The sequence below is a fragment of the Segnochrobactrum spirostomi genome (genome assembly GCF_009600605.1).
GTDB lineage: Bacteria > Pseudomonadota > Alphaproteobacteria > Rhizobiales > Segnochrobactraceae > Segnochrobactrum > Segnochrobactrum spirostomi.
This window is the reverse complement of the sequence record NZ_VWNA01000001.1, coordinates 639,701-659,652: the sequence shown is the minus strand read 5'-3', so window position 1 is coordinate 659,652 and position 19,952 is coordinate 639,701. Positions and strand designations below refer to the sequence as shown.

Genomic DNA, 19,952 nt, shown 5'->3' with positions numbered 1-19,952 from the left:
CGTCTTGGAACCGATTTAACGGACAAATCCGTGCGAGCCGCAAGTGCCTGCCCGGCCTCTGTGCAATTTTGCTATGAGAGTTCGGAGGTTGCTTAGAGAATAGGCTGGGCTGCCTTGATTTCGATCAGGTGCCCCGTTCAAAGCAGTGCCAGACCTTTGAAGCTCGCGTGGCCGTCGCGACCGACGATGATGTGGTCGTGGAGGACGATGCCGAGCGGCCTCGCCACCTCGGCGATCTGGCGCGTCATCTGGATATCGGCCTTCGACGGGGTGGGATCGCCGGACGGATGGTTGTGGACAAGGATGATCGCGGTCGCCGAGAGTTCCAGCGCCCGCTTCACCACTTCGCGGGGATAGACCGGCGTGTGATCGACCGTGCCGGTCTGCTGCACTTCGTCGGCGATCAGGGCGTTCTTCTTGTCGAGGAAGAGGATGCGGAACTGTTCTTTCTCGGCGAAGGCCATCGTCGCGCGGCAATAATCGAGCACCTCGCTCCACGAGGAGAGGACGACCTTGCCGCGCACCCGGCCGCGGGTAAGCCGCTGGGCGGCGGCGAGCACGGTCGCGAGATCGAGCGCGATCGCCTCTCCCACCCCGTCCACCTCGCGCAGTTTGGCTTCGGGCGCGGCGAGCACCTCGGCGAACGAGCCGAACCGCGCGATCAGCTTCTTCGCGAGCGGCTTCGTGTCGCGGCGCGGGATCGAGCGGAAGAGGAGGAGTTCGAGGAGTTCGTAATCGGCGAGGGCGTCGGGACCGGCGCTGCGGAAGCGCGCCCGAAGCCGTTCGCGGTGGCCATCGGCGCCGAAGGCAGGCTCCGACAGCGCCAATCTCGGTTCGCCGAAGCTGTCCTTGTCGTCCGCCCCCATCGTGCCCCGCGAACGCCGACGAGTGCTGCTTTATGCGGCGAGGGTGGCGGGCCGGTCGAGATTGCGCGGAGAGAGGGTGAACACCTCGCAACCCGTTTCGGTCACGCCCACCGCATGCTCGTATTGCGCCGACAACGAACGGTCGCGCGTCACCGCGGTCCAGCCGTCGGACAAAATCTTCACCTGGGGGCGGCCGAGATTGACCATCGGCTCGATGGTGAAGATCATCCCGGGCTTCAGCTCGATGCCTTCGCCGCGCCGGCCATAATGCAGGATGTTCGGCACGTCGTGGAACAGGCGGCCGACGCCGTGGCCGCAGAAATCCTGCACCACCGAGCAGCGCTCCGCCTCGACATAGGACTGGATCGCATGGCCGATGTCGCCGGTTGTCGCACCGGGCTTCACCGCGGCGATGCCGCGCATCAGCGATTCCCAGGTGACCTCGAGGAGGCGCTCGGCCGAGCGGCGCAACTCCCCGACCGGGTACATGCGGCTCGAATCGCCGTGCCAGCCGTCGACGATATAGGTCACGTCGATGTTGACGATGTCGCCCTCGCGCAGCGGCTTGTCGTTCGGCTGGCCGTGGCAGACGACATGGTTGATCGAGGTGCACACCGAATAGCGGTAGCCGCGATAATGCAGCGTCGCCGGCAGGGCACCGTGGTCGAGGCCGAAGGCGTAGACGAAGCGGTCGATCTCGGCGGTGGTGATGCCGGGCTTCACCATGTCGTGGAGTTCGTCGAGGCAGAGCGCGGCGAGGCGTCCGGCCTTGTGCATGCCGACGAACGCCTCCGCGTCGTAGAGGCGGACCTGGCCGGTGTTCTTGAGCGGCGCCGTCGCCGCGTCCACATAGGTGACCATTCGAAACTCGTCGCCTTCCTGGAATGGGACCGGGGGCGGGCGACGATCGAGCCGTGCCCGGACGCTGACCGGTCGCCGTCGTTCGCCTGCCGCCATCCGCGGGTCCGCCCCGTCTTCATCGCGTCCTGTGACATATAGACCGGATCGCGTCCGATTGCAGGGGGAAAGCGCCACTGGACCGTGCGCCGAGAGTGCGCGTCGGGGCCGGCGGCGACCTCAGCCGACGATCGGCACGCGCGTAGTCACCGCGATCGCCTCGGGCGTCACCGTGCAGCGATAGGCGAAGGCTTCCACGCCGCCGGACCGTGCGGCGGCGAAGGCGGCCGCATAGACGGGGTCGATGTCGGCGGCGAGGGCGAAGCGGTCGCAATCCTCCCGCTGGATCACGTAGAGCATCACCGCCCGGTGGCCGAGGGCGACCATCTCGGCGAGTTCGGCGAGATGCTTGGTGCCCCGCGCGGTGCGGCTGTCGGGAAATTCGGCGAGCCCCTCGCGACGGCGCAGGTGGACGTTCTTGATCTCGACATAGGCCGAGGGGCGATCCTCCGCCTCGAGCAGGAGATCGATGCGGCTGTCGCGGCCGTAGCGCACCTCGCGACGGATCGTGGAATAGCCGGCGAGTTCGGGGATGCGGCCCGCGGCGATCACCTCGGCGGCAAGCGCGTTCGGCAAGCCCGTGTTGAGCCCGACGAGGACACCGTCCGCCTCGACGATTTCGAGGGTCAGCGGCAGCTTGCGGGCGAGGTTCGCCGACCGCGAGACGAAGGCGCGCGAGCCCGGCGCGTCGAGCCCCAGCATCGCACCGGGGTTGGGGCAATGCACCGTCTCGATCCGGCCGTCGGCGAATTCCACGTCGGCGAGAAAGCGCTTGTAGCGCCGCAGGAGGCGGACCTCGATCAGGGGAGAGCGGGCAGGCTGCATTGAGAAAATCGACGCTTTGTTCTAATGTATCAACATTGGCGGCGTGCCTTGGAGGCCCACCATGACGATCACGACCTTATCCAGCCGGGCGTTTCAGCAGAACGCCAATCAGGCGCAGAAGGCGACCCAGTCGGGTCCCGTGTTCATCACGAACCGGGGCAAGCCCGCTCATGTGCTCCTGAGCTATGAGGACTATCTGCGGCTCAAAGGAACGCGGCGGAGCCTCGTCGAGGCTTTGTCGATGCCGGGGCTCGAAGACATCGAGCTCGAAATCTCGCCCTCGCGGGAGTTGCCGCGCCCGGCGGACTTTTCCTGATGTACCTCCTCGACACGAACGTCGTGTCGGAGTTGCGCCAAGCCAAGGCGGGCCGAGCGGACAAGAACGTCGTCTCTTGGATCGGGAGCCGCAGCGCCGAGAGTTTCTACATCTCCGCCGTGACCCTCATGGAGCTCGATCTCGGTGTCCTGATGATCGAGCGTCGCGATCCGGTCCAAGGCGCGCACTTGCGCGCGTGGATGGACAAGCTCGTGCTCTCCGAGTTCTCGGGTCGCGTCCTGCCGGTCGACGAGATCGTCGCGCTGCGCTGTTCGCGATTGCACGTGCACGATCGACGGCCGGAGCGCGACGCCTTCATCGGCGCCACGGCGCTCGTGCATGGCATGAGTGTCGTCACCCGCAACGTGGCGGACTTCGCACCGATGGGTGTTCCGACTATCGACCCCTGGCAGCCGTCCGAGGGTTGACGCCTTCGCCGTGACGAAGGCGACGATGCGTCCACGCCGCGGCTCAGTCCATCAGAAGCGCGTCGTCCTCGATGTCCTGCCCGCGTACCTTGCGGAACATGGCGACGAGGTGATCGACGGTGAGCCCGGCACGCTCGGGGCCCGAGACGTCGAGCACGATGTTGCCCTCGTGGAGCATGATCGTGCGGTCGCCGACCGACAGCGCCTGCTTCATCGAATGCGTCACCATCAACGTGGTGAGCCGATGCTCGGCGACGAGCCGCGACGTCAGGTCGAGCACGAAATCGGCCATGTGCGGATCGAGCGCGGCGGTATGCTCGTCGAGAAGCAGAACCTTGGAGGGCGACAGCGTCGCCATGACGAGCGAGAGCGCCTGACGCTGGCCGCCCGAGAGCAGGCCCATGCGATCCTTCAGGCGCCCTTCGAGCTTGAGCCCGAGGGAGGCGACGCGCTCGGCGAAGACGGCGCGGCGGCTGCCCGACAGGGCGGCGCCGAAGCCTCGCGGCCGGCCGCGGGCGGCGGCGAGCGCCAAGTTCTCCTCGATGGTGAGACCGGCGCAGGAGCCGGCGAGCGGATCCTGGAAGACGCGGGCGACGAGGCCGGCGCGCCGCGCGGTCGGGCGGCGGGTGACGTCGGTGCCGCCGATTTCGATCGAGCCGGAGGTCGGCAGCACGTCGCCGGCGAGCGCGCCGAGGAGGGTCGATTTTCCCGCCCCGTTCGAGCCGATCACGGTGACGAACGAGCCGTCCTCGATGGTCAGGTTCAGGCGATCGAGTGCGCGCTTCTCGAGCGGCGTGCCGCGGCCGAAGACGACGCCGAGATTGCTGACGCGGATCATGCCGCCCTCCCGGCCTTGCTGAGGCGCGGCAGAATGAGCGCGACCGCGACGAGGAGCGCCGTCACCAGATTGAGGTCCGAGGCCTGGAGGCCGATCGAATCCGCCGACAGCGCGAACTGGATGCAGATGCGGTAGATCACCGAGCCGGCGACGCAGCCGATCAGCGCCGGCAGGATCGCCCGGCGCGGGATGAGCGTCTCGCCGACGATCACCGCGGCGAGGCCGACGACGATGGTGCCGACGCCCATGGTCACGTCGGCGAAGCCGTTGATCTGGGCGAACAGCGAACCGGCGAGGCCGCAGAGCGCGTTCGACAGCGCCATGCCGACATAGATGTGGGTTTCGGTCGAGATGCCCTGGGCCCGCGCCATCCGCGCGTTCGCCCCCGTCGCCCGCATCGCGAGGCCGAAATCGGAGGCGAGGAAGCGCGCGATCAGCGCCACCGCGATCGCGACGAAGACCGCGAGCACGATCGGCCGTGTCCAATAATCGCGCAGGCCGAAATGCGAGCCGACCGCGATGAACGGATCGAGCACCGTCGAGGCGGTGATGAGGGCGACGTTCGGCTTCCCCATCACCCGCAGATTGACCGAGAACAGCGCGATCATCGTCAGGATCGACGCGAGCAGGTTCAGGATCTTGAAGCGGACGTTGAGGAGCGCCGTGACGAGGCCGGCGAGCGCCGCCGCGATCATCGCCGCCAGCGTCGCGAGCCACGGATTGACGCCGGCGAGCAGCAGCACCGCGGACGTCGCCGCGCCGAGCGGCAGCGATCCGTCGACCGTCAGATCCGGGAAATCGAGGACGCGGAAGGAGAAATAGACGCCGATGGCGACGAAGGCATAGACGAGCCCGAGCTCGACGCTGCCGAGGAATGCGATGAGGGACATGAAAGGGTCCGGCTGTGCGCAAGACCCGCACGAGGTGCGGTCAACATTGGTCTGCCCGGACCCTTACGCCATTCGGCCGGGGGGAGGGAAGGGCGGACACATGTGCCGCCCTTCCGGATCACCGCGTCAGTTGATGACCTTGGAGGCCTTCGACAGCACCGCCGGCGGAATGGTGACGCCCATCTTCTGCGCGGCCGCGGTGTTGACGACGAGGTTGGTGCCCTTGGCGACCGTCGCCGGCATGCGCGACGGCTTCTCGCCGTTCAGGATGCGCACGACGTAGCCGCCGGTCTCCTTGCCGACGTCGTAATAATTGAAGCCGATCGCCGCGAGCGCGCCGCGGGCGACCGAATCCGTATCCGCGGTGTAGAGCGGGATCTGGTTTTCGTCGGCGACCTTCACCGCCGATTCGAGCGCCGAGACGATGGTGTTGTCGGTCGGCACGTAGATCACGTCGACCTTGCCGACGAGGGAGCGCGCCGCCTGCTGAACGCCGGCGGAGTTCGCCGCAGTCGCCTCGACGATCTTGTAGCCGCGGTCGGCGGCCATGCCCTTCAGCGCCTCGAGGGTCGAGACCGAATTCGCCTCGCCGGGATTGTAGAGCACGCCGATGGTCTTCGCGTTCGGCGTGATCTCCTTGACGAGATCGAGCTGGTCGCTGAGCGGGGAGAAGTCGGAGACGCCGGTCACGTTGCCGTTCGGCTTGCCGAGGCTCTCGATGAGCTGGGCGCCGACCGGATCGGTGACGGCGGAGAACACGATCGGAATCTCCTTCGTCGCCGCCGCGGCCGCCTGGGCGGACGGCGTCGCGATGGCGACGATCACGGCCGGGTTCTCGCCGACGAACTTGCGGGCGATCTGGGCAGCGGTCGCCGGGTTGCCCTGCGCCGACTGATAGACGAAGCGAATCGTCTTGCCGTCCTCGAAGCCCGCCGCCTTGAGCGAATCGCGGACGCCGTCGCGCACCGCGTCGAGCGCCGGATGCTCCACGATCGCGGTCACGGCGACGAGCGGTTGGTCCTGGGCGGACGCCGGCGCGGCGAGAGCGGTGAAGGCAAGAAGGCCGGCGGCGAACGACAGCGCGGTGCGGGCGAGGGCAGAGCGGGGGGGCGCGGCGGCGCGCATGATGAAGACCTCCTGAGGTGTCGTGGCGGGGCCGTTCATGCCGGCGCCGTCCAATGATTGCAGCGCGCATTGTCTCGCGCGCCGGATGAGCCGACGAAATCGAAGCGGGAGAGCGCTGTCAATCGATCGCAGCGCCAAGCAATCTCGTTCGCGTGGGGATAGCGCGCGCCTGATCGCCGATATGTGCGATGGCCGCACCCCCGCTGGAGGCGCGGCCCTCGTCAATCTCGTTTGTTTCCGTCGGCGATCGGCGTCAGGCCGATTTGCCCGCGGTCTTCCGCGATGGAGCCTTGCGCGGCGCCTTCGCGGCGGGCTCTGCCTTCACCGGCTCCGGCACGGGTTCGCTCGCCGGCTCGTGCGCCTTTCCGTTCGCGGCGCGAACGCGTCGCGTGCGCTTTGCGGCGGCTGTGGCTTCCGTCGCGGGCGCGGGTTCGGGCGCCGGCTCCTCGGCCTTCTCAACCTTCGCCGGAGCCTTGGCCGCTGCAGACTTCGCAGCCGGCTTCGCGGCAGCCTTGACCGGCTTCTCCGCGCTCTTGTTAGCGCTCTTGCGGGCCGGCTTCGATGCCGCCTCCGCCTCGCTTGCAACGAGCGTGGCGGCCTTGTGCCAATGCTCGTCGGCACGCCCTTCCGGACGGCCTTCGTCCTCCCACAACTGATGCGCCCGAGCGCGTACCAGGGCCTCGTGGTCTTCGCTCGTCTTCCGCGTTCTCGGTGCCATGCTTCACTCCCGTCGGACCTGGACGCCAGAAAATCAGTCCCGAAGGAAAATTGCCCCTAGAATGGCACCGACCGCAAGAGAAAGTGCGCACGAAGTGAGGGGTTGCGCGCGAACACTTTCACGAAACTCGTCCGCTCGCTCGTTGGTCCATCGCTCTACGTCCTCCGCGGCGGCCTTGGTGCGGTCCCGCGCGAGGGTGGAGACGTCCTCCACGAGGCGCGATAGATCCTCCCTGAGTCGCTCGATCTCGGCCCGCAGCGCCGCCGTGTCCGCGCCGGTGGAATCGTCGGCGGCACCCTCGAAGGTGGTTTGATCGACCATGATGTCTGTCCTGTCCCGACAAGGCCGCGCAGTACCCGCCGGCCTTGCAGTTTTCATTGGGGGATGAATAGCCGACTAAGTTAAAATGCGGCACGAGAACGGTGCTTTACTGCGCGTCCGTCAGGAGCGGCGCGTGAGAAGCGCACCGATCGTCACCGCGATCGCGCCGGCGATCGCGACTGCCGTGAGCGGGTTGCGCTCCACGGCCGCGCGCGCTTCGCCGAGGCCGCGCACCGCGCCGATCCGCGCCTCGTGGACCACGTCGTGCACCAAGCGGCCGCCGTTGGCGCCGAGCCGGTCGAGGCCGTGGCCAAGAAAGTGCGCGGCGTCGTCATAATTCCGGCGGACCCGCTTCTCCATGCGGCGTCGATCCACCCGCGGCAGCTCGTGGCGCAGCGCTTCGGTGAGGCGGCTGATATCGGCGCGCAGGTGCTTGAGTTCCCGCGAGACGGATTTGGAACGCCCTAACATTTGAACGGATCTCCTATCTGCTCCGACGTAGCGGCGTGATGCCGGCGAAAGGTCTGCCGACCCGCCACGTACCGGTCGTCAGCGCAACGGCGAAGCGGAGGATTCGGTTCCCGGCGGGAGCCCGACGGCGCTGGGAACAAAAGGTCCGCCTGGGACTTTTCCCCACCGCAGCGAAGCCCGCCGGGGACCGGTCAAGTGCCCGTACGGGCTTCTCATCGAGGGAGAAGCAAACATGTCCGCAAGCGAGTCCGAAGAGGTGCGTCGCCGGGGTGGGGCCGGGAATTTCGCGGCCGATCCGCAGCGGGCGGCCGAAGCCGGCCGCAAGGGCGGTCAACGAAGCGGCGGCAATTTCCGCAACGACCCCGCGCGTGCCGCCGAGGCCGGCCGCAAGGGCGGTCACGAGAGCGGCGGCAATTTCCGCAACGACCACGCCCGCGCCGCCGAAGCCGGCCGCAAGGGCGGCCACGCCAACGCGACCGGCCGCACCTGACCGTCGAAGGAGAGAGGAACGCGGAGAGGGGCGATGGCGCAGGTTTCCCGCTCGCGGGTGCTGATAGTGGAGGGTGCGGGCGGCGGACGATCGGAGACCCACGATCGGCTCGCCGCCGCGGGGGCTGAAATTGTCTGCTACGAGGCCGACGAGACCGACCTGTCGGCGCGCTCCGTCGATCCGGAACGCTTCGCCGCAGTGGTCTTCGTCGGCACGCCCGCCGCCGTTGCGACGGCCGGGCCGGAGCGTCCGCTCGAAGCCATCGTCCGCGCCTTCTACCAGACCGGCCGGGTCATCGGGGCGCTCGGCCCCGCCGTCGCCTTGCTGACACGGGCAGGCATCGCCCGGGGCCTCACGATCGCGGCGGGAGGGCGCGTCGCGTCCGACTTGGTGGGGGCGGGCGCCGTGCTCTCGGAGGCCGCCGTCGCGGTCGATCGCGGCATCGTCACCGCCCGGGATGCGGCCGACGAGCCGATGTTCATCGCCAAGCTCATGACCGAGATCCAGGTCGGCCTTCATCAGCGTTGACGACGCTCCCACCGTGCTGCTTGGTATGCGCAACCGAAGCTCGACCCGATGCGGCGGCGACGGACAACGAAATCCGCGGCGAGACCGCGGCTGAGCGGGGCGGACACCATGGACATCACCGAAACCCGCAAACTCGGGCGCACGGACGTCGCGGTCACGGTCGCGAGCTTCGGTGGTGCGCCGATCGGCAACCTCTTCGCGCCGGTGTCGCGGGAGGCCGCGGAAGGGGCGCTCGCCTTCGCGTGGGACGCGGGCCTGCGCTATTTCGATACCGCGCCCTATTACGGCTTCGGCCTCAGCGAACGGCGGATCGGCGATTTCCTGCGCGACAAGCCGCGCGGCTCCTACGTCGTCTCGAGCAAGGTCGGCCGTCTGCTTCTACCGCTGCGCGGCAAGCCGGTGCCGGACCGCGGCTTCGCCGAGCCGCTGCCGTTCGAGCCGGTCTACGATTATTCCTATGACGGCGTGATGCGTTCCCACGAGGCGAGCCTGCATCGCCTGGGCCTCGACCGCATCGACGTGCTGCTTCTCCACGACATCGGAACCGTGACCCACGGTGCCGAACATCCGCGCCATTTCCGCGATGCGATGGAAGGCGGCGTACGGGCCTTGCAGGAGCTCAAGGCCGCCGGTGACATCGGCGCCTACGGCATCGGCGTCAACGAGGTCGAGGTTCTGCTCGAAGCGCTCGGGCACGCCGACTTCGATTGCTTCCTGCTCGCCGGCCGCTTCACGCTGCTCGACCAGATCGCGGCACAGGGTCTGCTGCAGACCTGCCACGACCGAGGCACCACGCTCATCATCGGCGGCGTGTTCAATTCGGGAATCCTCGTCACCGGCCCGGTTCCGGGCGCGCGCTACAATTACGAGCCGGCCCCGGCCGACATCCTCGCGCGCGTCGCCCGCATCAAGGCGGTGTGCGACCGCTTCGGTGTGCCGCTGCCGGCGGCGGCGCTGCAATTCCCGTTGAGCCATCCGGCCGTCTCGACCGTGCTCACCGGCGTCACCGATCGCGACATGCTTTCGCGCAATCTCGAGGGCTTCCGCGTCCCCGTGCCGCCGGCGTTGTGGGACGCCCTGGTGGAAGACGGCCTGCTGCGCGCCGAGCTGCGCCCGGCCGCCTGATCGCCGTCTTCCGCGCCGGATCTCCGGCACGGCCTCGTCACAGGAGCCGACCATGACCTCGCGCCACCAGACGTCCTTCCTGTTCGATCTCGACGGCACGCTCGTCGACAGCGTCTACGATCACGTGCTCGCCTGGCACGAGGCGCTCACCGCGGAAGGCATCGAACTCTCGGTCTGGCGCATCCACCGCAAGATCGGCATGAGCGGCGGCTTGTTCGCCAACATGCTGTTGCGCGAGATCGGCGCCGACATCGGGGCCGAGCGGGTCGAGCGGCTGCGCCACCGCCATGCGGAAGCGTACAACAGCCGTTCGCAGACGATCCGCCCGCTGCCCGGTGCGCGGGAGCTCCTCGCCTACCTCACCGAGTCCGGTATCCCCTGGGCGATCGCTACGAGCGGGCGCATGGAGACCGCGGGACGGGTGCTCGATCATCTCGGCGTCGATCGCACCAAGGTCCCGGTGATCACCCGCGACCTCGTGAAGTATGCGAAGCCCGATCCGGACCTCTTCCTCGCCGCGGCCGAGGCGCTCGGCGTCGATGCGGCTAATGCCTGCGTCGTCGGGGATTCGATCTGGGACATGCTCGCCGCCCGCCGCGCCCGCGCGCTCGGCATCGGCGTCCTCTCCGGCGGATATGGTCAGGAAGAGCTCGAGCGCAGCGGCGCCTACCGCGTCTATGAGGACCCGGCCGATCTGCTCTATCATATCGACGAAGTCGGTGGTCGCCGCTGAGCGCGCCGACGCTGCGATAGCACTTATGTATCTAGTGCTTAGGTCCAAAGTTCGTCATGTCGAGGCAAGCTGACCGGGCATAAGGTGTGCCCGCAACACGACCCCGCATGTCGGGGCTGAGACGGGGATGATCATGGCCGAGACCGAAAAGCCGATTGCGACGCGCCTTCGCGGCATGGAGCTCATCGACACGCCGCTGCTCAACAAGGGCAGCGCGTTCACCACCGAGGAACGCGCGGCGCTCGGCCTCGACGGCCTACTGCCGCCGACGGTCGAGGATCTCGACACGCAGGTCCGCCGCGTCGGCGAGGCCTACAAGGGCAAGACCACCGATCTCGAGCGCCACATCTATCTGCGCGCCCTTCAGGACACCAGCGAGACGCTGTTCTACAAGTTCCTGATCGATCACGTCACCGATCTGATGCCGATGGTCTACACGCCGGTCGTCGGCCTCGGCTGCCAGCAATTCAGCGAGATCTACCGTCGCCCGCGCGGCCTCTTCGTCAGCTATCCGCTGCGCGACCGGATCGACGCCATTCTCGAAGGCGCCGGTGATCTCGACGTCAAGGTGATCGTGGTCACCGACGGCGAGCGCATCCTCGGCCTCGGCGACCAGGGCGCCGGCGGCATGGGCATCCCGATCGGCAAGCTGTCGCTCTACACCGCCTGCGGCGGCATCGCGCCAGAGAACACCCTGCCGATCCTTCTCGATGTCGGCACCAACAACAAGGAACGTCTCGAAGACCCGCTCTATATCGGCTGGCGCCACGAGCGCATCGCCGGGGCGGAATACGAGGCGTTCGTCGATGCCTTCGTGCAGGCGGTCAAGCGCAAGTGGCCGAACGTTCTCCTGCAGTTCGAGGACTTCGCCCAGAGCCACGCGACGTTGTTCCTGGAGCGCTATCGCGACCAGCTCTGCATGTTCAACGACGACGTCCAGGGCACGGCCGCGGTCGTCGTCGGCACCGCCTTCTCGGCGGTCAAGGTGGCCGGCGGCTCGATCGCGGATCAACGGGTGGTCGTCGTCGGCGCCGGCTCGGCCGGCTGCGGCATCGCCGAGCAACTCATCAAGGCCGCGGTCGAGGAGGGCGCCGATCCGGCGGAAGCCCGCAGCCGCTTCTACATGATCGACCGCGAAGGCCTCGTCCTGGACGACATGCAGGGGCTGTGGCCGTTCCAGCAGAAGCTGGCCCAGAAGACGTCCGCGGTCGCGGCGTGGCCGGCCGGCGAGAAGCCGGGGCGGTTCTCGCTCGCCGAGGTGGTCAAGATCGTGAAGCCGACCATGCTGATCGGCGTCTCGGGGCAGCCCGGAATCTTCACCGAGGCCGTCATCAGCCAGATGGCCGAGACGGCGGCGCGCCCGATCATCTTCCCGCTGTCGAACCCGACGTCGCGCTGCGAGGCGCTGCCGAGCGACGTGCTCGCCTGGACCGACGGCCGCGCCGTCATCGGCACCGGCAGCCCGTTCGCTCCGGTCGAATATGGCGGCAAGACCTACCCGATCGCCCAGACCAACAATTCCTACATCTTCCCGGGCCTCGGTCTCGGCGTGCTCGCGCTCGGCATCCCGCGGGTCAGCGACGGCATGTTCATGGCGACGTCCCGCGCGCTTGCGGAAACGGCCCCCGCCTCCGACGACGTGCCGCGGCTGCTGCCGTCGCTCGCCGACATCCGCAAAGTGTCGCGCCACATCGCGATCGCGGTCGGCAAGGCGGCGGTCAAGGAAGGTCTGATCCCTGCGATCGGCGACGACGAGATCACCGCCCGCATCGACGCCGCGATGTGGCAGCCGGCTTACCGGCCGATCGTCGCGGCATAAGGCGCGACAAGAGCACACGCTTCCTTCTCCCCGCGTGCGGGGAGAAGGTGGCCCGCAAGGGCCGGATGAGGGGCGTCGTGCCCCCTCATGATTATTGATTTGAATGGAAACATCCCCTCATCCGCCCCTTCGGGGCACCTTCTCCCCAGCGGGGAGAAGGGAGGCCGCGGCCGGCGATGTTCCCAACGCGTGGTGCAAGTCCGCGTGGCAGTGCAGGTCCGTTGCAACGTCCCGCGCGCCAGACGCAGCGATCGCATTGCGCCGCCGTCCCAGCCGACCGCCGCTCACTCGGCCGCGTCGACGCGTTCCCAGCCGCGAGCGCCGAGGTGCTCCTGGGGGGTGAAGCGGGCTTTGTAGCCCATCTTCGGCGAGCCCTCGACCCAATAGCCGAGGTAGACGTAGCGCAGGCCCAGACTCTTGGCCCGGCGGATGTGGTCGAGGATGATGAAGGTTCCGAGGCCGCGGCTCGGCGGTTCCGGATCGAAGAACGAATAGACCATCGACAGCCCGTCCGAGAGGCGGTCAGTCAGCGCGGCGGCGACGAGCGGGCCGGTGCCGCGCCCGGTGATGCGCGAATCCGGGCCGCGGCGACGGTACTCGATCATCATCGTATCGACGTGGGTGTCCTCGACCATCATCGCGTAGTCGAGCACCGACATGTCGGCCATGCCGCCGTCGGCGTGGCGCGCGTCGAGATAGCGGCGGAACAGGCTATATTGCTCGGACGACGGATTGGCCGGGATCGGCAGGCCGATGATCTCGTCGTTGTCCTTGAGCGTCCGGCGGAACGACCGCGTCCAGTCGAATTCGTCGACCACGATGCGCACCGAGACGCAGGCCCGGCAGCCCTCGCAGGCGGGGCGATAGGCGATGTTCTGGCTGCGCCGGAAGCCGCCCTGGGTGAGGATGTCGTTGAGCGCCGAGGCGCGTTCGCCCACCAGATGGGTGAACACCTTCCGCTCCATCTTGCCGCGCAGGTAGGGGCAAGGTGAAGGCGCGGTCAGATAGAATTGAGGGTTCTCGGTGACCTGCCGGGTCATGTCACCTTATTCCCACTTGGCGGGCCGCTCGGCGGCCCCGATTTGATCAACGCTGAGGCGAGCATAACGAGGTTTGGCGCGCGGCGGAACTGGCGAAAATCGTCCTGGTCCCGCGGCGCGACCGCGCAAGCCGGCTCACGTTCCCGTTCGAAAAGCGGAGCGCTCAGAACCCGCTGCGCCGCATCGCGTCGCTGTCCACGATCACGGTGCCGAGCAGGAGATCGTGCAACGTCCGCTTGCGGTCGTCGATGAGCGAGATCGCGAGCACGAACGGGGTCAACAGCGAGACCGAGAACCAGAACAACAGCGAGTGCGCCACCGCGAGGAGTGGGTACGGCCGCCCGCCGTCGCGCAGCCGCATCTCGATGCCGAGCGCGCGCATGCCCGGCGTCGCGCCGCTCGGGCCGCCGAGCGTCGCCGCGGCATAGATGAGCGCGATGCCCTGCCACAGGAAGAGATAGGCGAACCAGCCGAGGCCGAGCGTGAAGATGCCGAGGAAGAACACCGCGATGCCGGCGACGAAAGTCAGGATCGCGATCAGCACGACATCGAGGGCGAAAGCGAGCATCCGCCGCCGCCTGACGCCGTCGAACAGGCGCACGTCGTAGAACGGCTGACCGTCTGCGAAGCGGGTGGGAATGGGCTGGCCGTTGGCCGCGTCGCTCATTGCTCTCTCCAAACGGTGTCCGGACGCCGAAGCGGTCTCCCGGGCACGGTGTGTTCCGTGTCGATCGGATCGCGTCCGCGCTTGACGCACGATGGCGGGGCGCAGGGAGCGATCCGGTGTCTTTACGAGATAGGAAGCGCTGGCGGGGTTGCAACGCCGCGGGTCAGTGTCCCGGCGGAAAAAGCGTGCCGTCCACGATCACGCCCGCGACCGCCAGGTCGGCGGTGAGCAAGGTGAGGGCCGCCCGCGCGCCCGGCGCGATGCGGCCGAGTCCCGGCGAGAGGCGGGCGGCGTCGGCGGGGACGCTCGTCGCAAGCGACAGGGCCGCCGGCATTTCGATTTCCATGAAGCGGATGGCGTTGCGAACGCTCTCGATCATCGAAACCTGGGCGCCGGAGAGCACGCCGTTGGGATCGACGAGGCGGCCGTCCGCGAGGCGGATCTCGCGGCCGTGGATGAAGAAGCGGTCCGAGGTGCCGGCGAGCGTCGGCATGGCGTCGGTGACGAGGAAGAGCGCGTCGGGCTTGGCGCGGTGGGCGAGCGCCAGGTTCGAGGGATGGACGTGGATGCCGTCGGCGATGATGCCGGCCCGGATGCGGCGGTCGTAGAGCACCGCGCCGACCGCGCCCGGCTCGCGGTTGCCGAGCTGGCTCATGGCATTGAAGAGGTGGGTCGCGACCGTGATGCCGGCATCGACGCCGCGCGCTGCCTCTTCGAGGGTGGCGTCGCTGTGGCCGAGCGAGACGGTGATGCCGCCGGCGGCAAAGATCGAGATCACGTCCTCGGTCACCCGCTCCGGTGCGAGCGTCAGCAGGGTCGGGATGCCGCGCGTCCGCTCGACGATGTGATGGGCGTCCTCCGGCTCCGGCATGCGGATGAAGGCGGGCTCGTGGGTGCCCTTGCGGGACGGATTGATGAAGGGGCCTTCGAGGTGGATGCCGGCGATCCCGGGCACGCCCTGATCCATCGCGGCGCGCACCGCGTCGATCGCATGGTCCATCGCCTCGGCGGAATCGGTGATGAAGGTCGGCAGGATCGCCGCCGTGCCGCCCTGGCGCGCGCCCCAGGCGATGGCCCGCAGGGCCTCCACCGTCGGGGTGTCGTTGAACATCACATCCGCGGCACCGTTGATCTGGAGATCGATGAAGCCGGCCGAGACGATGTCCGCCTCGGCGACGATCTCGGCGTCGTCCGGCAGCGCCGAGCGCTCGACGATCCCGCGGATCGTGCCGGCATCGAGGAGGACGGCCCGGTCGGGCGCGGCCACGCCGCCGCTCACCAGAATGTCGGCGAGAACGGCACGGGGGCGGGCGGAGGAGAGATCGGCCACGGCGGGGCTCCTGAAGGCATCCGGAACGGAGCAGCGCGCTCCTTGTGGCGCCTCGCTGCCGTCGGCGCAAGAACGGGTTGGCGCGGGGCTTGTTTCAACCTTGTGTGGCTGCGGCCGGTCCGAGGCGCAGACAGAAAAAAGGCCGGCGCTCGCGCACCGGCCGAAGTCTGGAGATCTTCACATGGAGCTCTGGCAAAGGGCGTCATCGCACGCGCCGGAAACTCACATCGCACGTCTTTAGCCAAGCAAAGGTAAATTCGAAGGGCGGCACCAAGGCTTCATCGGGGCAGGTGCGGCAGCTTGATGGCGGAGCGGGGAGGCGATAGACACCCTTGCATGACCCTTAAGACCCCGCCGGCGACGCCGGAGCGCACGTCCCGTCCCGCCGCCTCGGACGCCCCTGCGGGCGGTGCGGCGGTCCGTCCCCGCGTGGCGCTCTATGGCGGCTCGTTCGATCCGATCACCAACGGCCATCTCGATATTCTCCTGAAGGCGCTCGCCTTCGCGGACCGGCTGGTGGTGGCGATCGGCATTCATCCGGGCAAGGTCCCGCTGTTCTCCTTCGAGGAGCGTGCCGCCATGATCCGCGAGGCGGTGGCCGAACACCGCGGCGAGGTGCCCGGCGGTGCGGTCTCCGTCATCGCGTTCGACACGCTCGTGGTCGAGGCGGCGCGGGCCGAAGGCGCGACGCTGCTCATCCGCGGCCTGCGCGACGGCACCGACCTCGATTACGAGATGCAACTCGCCGGCATGAATTTCTCTCTCGCGCCTGAGATCGAGACGGTGTTCCTGCCGGCGTCGCCCGGCGTCCGTCACATCACCGCCACCCTCGTGCGCCAGATCGCTGCCATGGGCGGTGATGTCGGCGCCTTCGTGCCGCGCAGCGTCGCCGAGCGGCTGAGGGCCAAACATTCGAAGGCCTGATCGTCGTCAGGCCGAGCGCTTGATGCCGCGTCGCGTCCGATCCGACTGCCCCGAGACCCGAGCCTCGTCCGCGCCCTGGCGGCAGGCCCACACCGGAGTTGCCCCTTCATGATCCGCCTGATCTCCGCCTTCGTCTTCGGCGTCGCCCTGTCGGTCGCGTCGATGGCCTCGGCCGCCACCCCGCCAGCGAACGCCAACGTGCTCGTGCTCCAGCTCAAGGACGGCATCGTCAAGATCGCCCTCGACACCAAGGACGCCCCGAAGGCGGCCGAGCGGCTGAAGCAGCTCACCGTCGACGGCTTCTACAACGGCGTCGTGTTCCACCGCGTGATCGACGGCTTCATGGCGCAGACCGGCGATCCGACCGGAACCGGCATGGGCGGCTCGAACTATCCCGACCTGCCGGCCGAGTTCTCGAGCCAGAAGTTCGTCCGCGGCACCGTCGGCATGGCCCGCGCCCAGGACCCGAACTCGGCCAACTCGCAATTCTACATCATGTTCGCCGACGGCCCGTTCCTCGACGGCAAGTACACCGTGGTCGGCCACGTCATCTCCGGCATGGACGTCGTCGACAAGATCAAGAAGGGCGACGAGGCCAACAACGGAATGGTCACCGACCCCGACAAGATCATCAAGGCGACGCTCGCCACGAAGTGACGCGCCGCCCACCCCATCCGAACTGCAAGGAGGACGATCCATGTCCGATCTCGAAAACACCCTCATCATGGACACCACCCAGGGCCGCGTGACGATCGAGCTGCGCCCGGACCTCGCGCCGACCCATGTCGCGCGGATCAAGGAGCTGGTGCGCCAGGGCTTCTATGACGGCATCGTGTTCCACCGCGTGATCGAGGGCTTCATGGCCCAGACCGGCTGCCCCCAGGGCACCGGCACGGGCGGCTCGGGCCAGAAGCTCAACGCCGAGTTCTCCAAGGAGAAGCACGAGCGCGGCACTGTTTCGATGGCCCGCGCCGCGAGCCCGAATTCCGGCGACAGCCAGTTCTTCATCTGCTTCGGCCGCGCGCCCTGGCTCGACGGCCAGTACACCGTGTGGGGCAAGGTGACGGACGGCATGGAGGCGATCGACAAGGTGAAGCGCGGCGAGCCCGTGCAGAACCCGGACAAGATCACCAAGCTCGTCGTCGCCGCCGACGCGGCCTGATCGGCCGGCATCCTTCGGGGCCGCGGACGGGTTCGCCCGCCGCGGCCCTTCTCTATTGCAGACCGCCGATTGGGGACGCCCGATGCGGACCGACGACTTCGATTTCGACCTGCCCGAGGACCGCATCGCCCTGCGTCCGGCGCGCCCGCGTGACGCGGCGCGGATGCTCGTGGTTCGGCCCGGCGAGACGCCGCTGCTCGACGATCGCGGCGTGCGCGACCTGCCGTCGCTGCTGCGGCCGGGCGACGTCCTCGTCCTCAACGACACCAAGGTGATCCCGGCCCGGCTCGACGGCTTCCGTGCGCGCGAGGGCGGCGAGGGTGCGCGGATCGAGGCGACCCTGATCGAGCGGCTCGACGCCGCGCGCTGGCGCGCACTCGCCCGGCCGGGCAAGCGCCTGAAGCCGGGCGACCGGGTACGCTTCGGCGCCGCCCATCAGACCGCGTCGCCCGTCTGCGCCATGGAGCATGTCGATGCGGTGGTCGAGGCGAAGGAGGAGGGCGGCGAGATCGTGTTCGCCTTCGACCTCTCCGGTCCCGACCTCGACCTCGCGCTGATCGCCCTCGGCCGGATGCCGCTGCCGCCCTACATCGCGGCGAAGCGCGCCGACGACGAGGCCGACCGCAGCGATTACCAGACGACCTTCGCCCGCGAGCCCGGTGCCGTCGCCGCCCCGACCGCCGGTCTGCATCTCACGCCGGAGCTCTTCGCGGCGCTCGAGGCGAAGGGCGTCGGCCGAGTGTTCCTGACGCTCCATGTCGGCGCCGGCACCTTCCTGCCGGTCAAGAGCGACGCGACCGAAAACCACCGCATGCACGCCGAATATGGACACGTGAGCGTCGAGGCCGCTGCCGCCCTCAACGCGGCGCGCGCTGCCGGCGGCCGGCTTGTCGCGGTCGGCACGACGGCCCTGCGCCTCCTCGAAAGCGCCGCGGCGCCGGACGGCACGGTGCGGCCGTTCGACGGCACGACCGACATCTTCATCACGCCCGGCTACCGCTTCCGCGCCGTCGATGCGCTGATGACGAACTTCCACCTGCCGCGCTCGACCCTGTTCATGCTGGTCTCGGCGTTCGCCGGCCTCGACGTGATGAAGGCGGCCTACGCGCACGCCGTCGCCGACCATTACCGCTTCTATTCCTACGGGGATTCCTCGCTGCTCTTCCCCGCGAAGGGCTGAGCGCCGCTCACAACGCCGCCGGATCGGGATGATCGGCGCGCGGGCGGATCAGGAGGCCGCTCGCCTGCTGTTCGGTCGCGTGGGCGATCCAGCCGACGCTGCGGCCGATCGCGAACAGCGCGAGGCCGCTGCCGCGGGGCAGCCCGTAGAGCCGCTCGATCGTGGCGAGCGCGACGTCGAGCGTCGGCTTCAAATGCGTCGCGGCGGCGCCTTCCGCGATCCCGTTGGCGAGGATCGGCGGCGGCGGATAGGCGGCGAGGAGTGCCGTCGCCCGGGGATCGCCATCGGGATAGAGCGGGTGGCCGAAGCCCGGCAGGGGATCGCCGCGCCTGAGGCGCTCCCGCACGGCGACGACGCCATCGCCGACCCCGATCATTTCGTCGAACAAGGCGGTGACGCGCGCCGTCATGCCGCCGTGGCGCGGCCCGCTCAGGGCCTGGAGCCCCGCGATCAGGCAGGCCGTGAGCGAGGCGCCCGTCGAGGCTGTGACGCGGACCGCGAAGGTCGAGGCGTTGAGCTCGTGGTCGGCGCAGAGCACCAGGGCGCGGCGGATCGCGTCGGCGGCGTCGGGCCGGCCCCAGGCGAGCGCCAACCCCTCGTGGAGCGGGACGCCCGGCTTGAGACGTCCCTCGACCGCCGCCGCCGCGATGCCGAGCACGAGCCGGGCGCGCTTCAGCGCGTCGCGGCCGCCCGGCGTGTCGAGTGGCGCGATGCGGGCGAGGAGGAGGGTCGCGCGCTCGGTCGCGCTCATGCCCTCGATCGCCTCGGCCGGGAGGACCCAGCCGGTCATCGCCGCGACCTCGTAGGACGCCTCCGCGAAGCGTGTCTCGCCGCTCTCCCACAGTCGGGCGGCGACGGCTTCGAGATCGTCCTGCTCGGCGAGCCGCGTGGCGTCGCGGTCGCGGTAGAACAGGCGGCCGTCCGCGATGCGGCTGATGCCGGTCGTCAGCACCGGCAGGCCCCAATCGAGCGCGCGGGCCGCGGCGATGCGCGGCTTGCGCTCGGTCTTGCGGCGGATCAGGGTCTCGATATCGGCGACGGAATAGAGCCGCCCGCGGGGATCGTCCGGGTGCGGCGCAGTGCGAATCTGGCCACGGCTCACATAGGCGTAGAGGGTCGCGCGGCTGACCGCGAGCTTCGCCGAGGCGGCGGTCGCGTCGATATAGTCTTTGTCTGAAAGGGCTTGATCCATGAAGCTC

The 19,952-nt window shown here is 68.7% G+C and carries 24 protein-coding genes; 11 read left to right on the top strand and 13 right to left on the bottom strand.

Annotated elements, in window-relative coordinates; all coding sequences use genetic code 11:
• Positions 1-137: 137 nt before the first annotated feature.
• From radC to sfsA, 3 genes are all read right to left on the bottom strand, one after another.
• Positions 138-866 carry a RadC family protein gene (gene radC, locus F0357_RS03025; protein ID WP_153478598.1) on the bottom strand — a complete coding sequence of 243 codons (729 nt, stop codon included), beginning with the start codon at positions 864-866 and terminating at the stop codon, positions 138-140.
• A 30-nt stretch (positions 867-896) separates the two neighbouring features.
• Positions 897-1,727: a type I methionyl aminopeptidase gene (gene map, locus F0357_RS03020; protein WP_153478596.1), complete on the bottom strand. Its 831-nt coding sequence runs from the start codon at positions 1,725-1,727 to the stop codon at positions 897-899.
• 216 nt (positions 1,728-1,943) lie between these two features.
• Positions 1,944-2,648, bottom strand: coding sequence for a DNA/RNA nuclease SfsA (sfsA, locus tag F0357_RS03015; RefSeq protein WP_153478594.1), 705 nt, complete (start codon positions 2,646-2,648; stop codon positions 1,944-1,946).
• Positions 2,649-2,709: 61 nt separating this feature from the next.
• Here sfsA and F0357_RS03010 point away from each other — a divergent pair, with 61 nt between their 5' ends.
• Complete coding sequence (locus F0357_RS03010) at positions 2,710-2,964, top strand: type II toxin-antitoxin system prevent-host-death family antitoxin (RefSeq protein ID WP_153478592.1); 255 nt, start codon at positions 2,710-2,712, stop codon at positions 2,962-2,964.
• On the top strand, positions 2,961-3,392 hold the full coding sequence (locus F0357_RS03005) for a type II toxin-antitoxin system VapC family toxin (protein WP_208948434.1): 432 nt from the start codon (positions 2,961-2,963) through the stop codon (positions 3,390-3,392). The genes F0357_RS03010 and F0357_RS03005 overlap by 4 nt, the downstream gene beginning before the upstream one ends.
• A 43-nt stretch (positions 3,393-3,435) precedes the next feature.
• On the opposite strand, the gene F0357_RS03000 is transcribed toward F0357_RS03005, so the two are convergent.
• The 6 genes from F0357_RS03000 to F0357_RS02975 form a co-directional block, all read right to left on the bottom strand.
• Positions 3,436-4,230 (bottom strand): ABC transporter ATP-binding protein, encoded by a 795-nt coding sequence (locus F0357_RS03000; RefSeq protein WP_153478588.1) that lies wholly within the window; start codon positions 4,228-4,230, stop codon positions 3,436-3,438.
• On the bottom strand, positions 4,227-5,120 hold the full coding sequence (locus F0357_RS02995) for an ABC transporter permease (protein ID WP_153478586.1): 894 nt from the start codon (positions 5,118-5,120) through the stop codon (positions 4,227-4,229). The genes F0357_RS03000 and F0357_RS02995 overlap by 4 nt, the downstream gene beginning before the upstream one ends.
• 126 nt (positions 5,121-5,246) lie before the next feature.
• Positions 5,247-6,245: an ABC transporter substrate-binding protein gene (locus F0357_RS02990; RefSeq protein ID WP_153486037.1), complete on the bottom strand. Its 999-nt coding sequence runs from the start codon at positions 6,243-6,245 to the stop codon at positions 5,247-5,249.
• 253 nt (positions 6,246-6,498) lie between these two features.
• Entirely contained in the window at positions 6,499-6,963 is a 465-nt protein-coding gene (locus F0357_RS02985) for a DUF2934 domain-containing protein (RefSeq protein ID WP_153478584.1), read from the bottom strand.
• Positions 6,964-6,996: 33 nt separating this feature from the next.
• The gene (locus tag F0357_RS02980) at positions 6,997-7,284 is read right to left on the bottom strand and encodes a hypothetical protein (RefSeq protein ID WP_153478582.1); all 288 of its coding nucleotides are present in this window, start codon (positions 7,282-7,284) and stop codon (positions 6,997-6,999) included.
• A 120-nt stretch (positions 7,285-7,404) separates the two neighbouring features.
• Entirely contained in the window at positions 7,405-7,755 is a 351-nt protein-coding gene (locus F0357_RS02975) for a hypothetical protein (RefSeq protein ID WP_153478579.1), read from the bottom strand.
• 232 nt (positions 7,756-7,987) lie between these two features.
• Here F0357_RS02975 and F0357_RS24890 point away from each other — a divergent pair, with 232 nt between their 5' ends.
• The 5 genes from F0357_RS24890 (at position 7,988) to F0357_RS02950 (ending at position 12,450) form a co-directional block, all read left to right on the top strand.
• Complete coding sequence (locus F0357_RS24890; protein WP_153478577.1) at positions 7,988-8,245, top strand: con-10 family general stress protein; 258 nt, start codon at positions 7,988-7,990, stop codon at positions 8,243-8,245.
• Positions 8,246-8,278: 33 nt separating this feature from the next.
• A complete protein-coding gene (locus F0357_RS02965; RefSeq protein WP_153478575.1) occupies positions 8,279-8,773 on the top strand; it encodes a DJ-1/PfpI family protein in 495 nt (164 codons plus the stop codon).
• Between the two features lie 108 nt (positions 8,774-8,881).
• Positions 8,882-9,898: an aldo/keto reductase gene (locus F0357_RS02960; protein ID WP_153478573.1), complete on the top strand. Its 1,017-nt coding sequence runs from the start codon at positions 8,882-8,884 to the stop codon at positions 9,896-9,898.
• Positions 9,899-9,950: 52 nt separating this feature from the next.
• Positions 9,951-10,631 carry an HAD family hydrolase gene (locus tag F0357_RS02955; protein ID WP_153478571.1) on the top strand — a complete coding sequence of 227 codons (681 nt, stop codon included), beginning with the start codon at positions 9,951-9,953 and terminating at the stop codon, positions 10,629-10,631.
• 133 nt (positions 10,632-10,764) lie between these two features.
• A complete protein-coding gene (locus F0357_RS02950) occupies positions 10,765-12,450 on the top strand; it encodes an NAD-dependent malic enzyme (protein WP_153478569.1) in 1,686 nt (561 codons plus the stop codon).
• A gap of 284 nt (positions 12,451-12,734) precedes the next feature.
• Here the strand turns inward: F0357_RS02950 and F0357_RS02945 are convergent, their stop codons facing one another.
• The 3 genes from F0357_RS02945 to nagA all read right to left on the bottom strand — a co-directional run bounded on the left by F0357_RS02945 (position 12,735) and on the right by nagA (position 15,487).
• Positions 12,735-13,490, bottom strand: coding sequence for an arginyltransferase (locus F0357_RS02945; RefSeq protein ID WP_153478567.1), 756 nt, complete (start codon positions 13,488-13,490; stop codon positions 12,735-12,737).
• 163 nt (positions 13,491-13,653) lie between these two features.
• Complete coding sequence (locus F0357_RS02940) at positions 13,654-14,157, bottom strand: RDD family protein (RefSeq protein ID WP_153478565.1); 504 nt, start codon at positions 14,155-14,157, stop codon at positions 13,654-13,656.
• 163 nt (positions 14,158-14,320) lie between these two features.
• Positions 14,321-15,487, bottom strand: a complete 1,167-nt coding sequence (nagA, locus tag F0357_RS02935; RefSeq protein ID WP_153478562.1) for an N-acetylglucosamine-6-phosphate deacetylase — start codon at positions 15,485-15,487, stop codon at positions 14,321-14,323.
• A gap of 336 nt (positions 15,488-15,823) precedes the next feature.
• On the opposite strand from nagA, the gene coaD reads away from it, so the two are divergent.
• The 4 genes from coaD to queA all read left to right on the top strand — a co-directional run bounded on the left by coaD (position 15,824) and on the right by queA (position 18,753).
• On the top strand, positions 15,824-16,411 hold the full coding sequence (gene coaD, locus F0357_RS02930; protein WP_153478560.1) for a pantetheine-phosphate adenylyltransferase: 588 nt from the start codon (positions 15,824-15,826) through the stop codon (positions 16,409-16,411).
• A gap of 108 nt (positions 16,412-16,519) precedes the next feature.
• Positions 16,520-17,068, top strand: a complete 549-nt coding sequence (locus F0357_RS02925; RefSeq protein ID WP_153478558.1) for a peptidylprolyl isomerase — start codon at positions 16,520-16,522, stop codon at positions 17,066-17,068.
• A 40-nt stretch (positions 17,069-17,108) separates the two neighbouring features.
• Complete coding sequence (locus F0357_RS02920; protein WP_153478556.1) at positions 17,109-17,573, top strand: peptidylprolyl isomerase; 465 nt, start codon at positions 17,109-17,111, stop codon at positions 17,571-17,573.
• 82 nt (positions 17,574-17,655) lie between these two features.
• The gene (gene queA / locus F0357_RS02915; RefSeq protein ID WP_153478554.1) at positions 17,656-18,753 is read left to right on the top strand and encodes a tRNA preQ1(34) S-adenosylmethionine ribosyltransferase-isomerase QueA; all 1,098 of its coding nucleotides are present in this window, start codon (positions 17,656-17,658) and stop codon (positions 18,751-18,753) included.
• Positions 18,754-18,760: 7 nt separating this feature from the next.
• On the opposite strand, the gene F0357_RS02910 is transcribed toward queA, so the two are convergent.
• Positions 18,761-19,945 (bottom strand): citrate synthase, encoded by a 1,185-nt coding sequence (locus F0357_RS02910; protein WP_153478552.1) that lies wholly within the window; start codon positions 19,943-19,945, stop codon positions 18,761-18,763.
• Between the last annotated feature and the right edge of the window lie 7 nt (positions 19,946-19,952).

Coding starts and splice junctions, on each gene's coding strand:
- radC (WP_153478598.1), bottom strand. CDS start 866: ATGGGGGCGGACGACAAGGACAGCTTCGGCGAACCGAGATTGGCGCTG.
- map (WP_153478596.1), bottom strand. CDS start 1,727: ATGGTCACCTATGTGGACGCGGCGACGGCGCCGCTCAAGAACACCGGC.
- sfsA (WP_153478594.1), bottom strand. CDS start 2,648: ATGCAGCCTGCCCGCTCTCCCCTGATCGAGGTCCGCCTCCTGCGGCGC.
- F0357_RS03010 (WP_153478592.1), top strand. CDS start 2,710: ATGACGATCACGACCTTATCCAGCCGGGCGTTTCAGCAGAACGCCAAT.
- F0357_RS03000 (WP_153478588.1), bottom strand. CDS start 4,230: ATGATCCGCGTCAGCAATCTCGGCGTCGTCTTCGGCCGCGGCACGCCG.
- F0357_RS02995 (WP_153478586.1), bottom strand. CDS start 5,120: ATGTCCCTCATCGCATTCCTCGGCAGCGTCGAGCTCGGGCTCGTCTAT.
- F0357_RS02990 (WP_153486037.1), bottom strand. CDS start 6,245: ATGCGCGCCGCCGCGCCCCCCCGCTCTGCCCTCGCCCGCACCGCGCTG.
- F0357_RS02985 (WP_153478584.1), bottom strand. CDS start 6,963: ATGGCACCGAGAACGCGGAAGACGAGCGAAGACCACGAGGCCCTGGTA.
- F0357_RS02980 (WP_153478582.1), bottom strand. CDS start 7,284: ATGGTCGATCAAACCACCTTCGAGGGTGCCGCCGACGATTCCACCGGC.
- F0357_RS02975 (WP_153478579.1), bottom strand. CDS start 7,755: ATGTTAGGGCGTTCCAAATCCGTCTCGCGGGAACTCAAGCACCTGCGC.
- F0357_RS24890 (WP_153478577.1), top strand. CDS start 7,988: ATGTCCGCAAGCGAGTCCGAAGAGGTGCGTCGCCGGGGTGGGGCCGGG.
- F0357_RS02965 (WP_153478575.1), top strand. CDS start 8,279: ATGGCGCAGGTTTCCCGCTCGCGGGTGCTGATAGTGGAGGGTGCGGGC.
- F0357_RS02960 (WP_153478573.1), top strand. CDS start 8,882: ATGGACATCACCGAAACCCGCAAACTCGGGCGCACGGACGTCGCGGTC.
- F0357_RS02955 (WP_153478571.1), top strand. CDS start 9,951: ATGACCTCGCGCCACCAGACGTCCTTCCTGTTCGATCTCGACGGCACG.
- F0357_RS02950 (WP_153478569.1), top strand. CDS start 10,765: ATGGCCGAGACCGAAAAGCCGATTGCGACGCGCCTTCGCGGCATGGAG.
- F0357_RS02945 (WP_153478567.1), bottom strand. CDS start 13,490: ATGACCCGGCAGGTCACCGAGAACCCTCAATTCTATCTGACCGCGCCT.
- F0357_RS02940 (WP_153478565.1), bottom strand. CDS start 14,157: ATGAGCGACGCGGCCAACGGCCAGCCCATTCCCACCCGCTTCGCAGAC.
- coaD (WP_153478560.1), top strand. CDS start 15,824: ATGACCCTTAAGACCCCGCCGGCGACGCCGGAGCGCACGTCCCGTCCC.
- F0357_RS02925 (WP_153478558.1), top strand. CDS start 16,520: ATGATCCGCCTGATCTCCGCCTTCGTCTTCGGCGTCGCCCTGTCGGTC.
- F0357_RS02920 (WP_153478556.1), top strand. CDS start 17,109: ATGTCCGATCTCGAAAACACCCTCATCATGGACACCACCCAGGGCCGC.
- queA (WP_153478554.1), top strand. CDS start 17,656: ATGCGGACCGACGACTTCGATTTCGACCTGCCCGAGGACCGCATCGCC.
- F0357_RS02910 (WP_153478552.1), bottom strand. CDS start 19,945: ATGGATCAAGCCCTTTCAGACAAAGACTATATCGACGCGACCGCCGCC.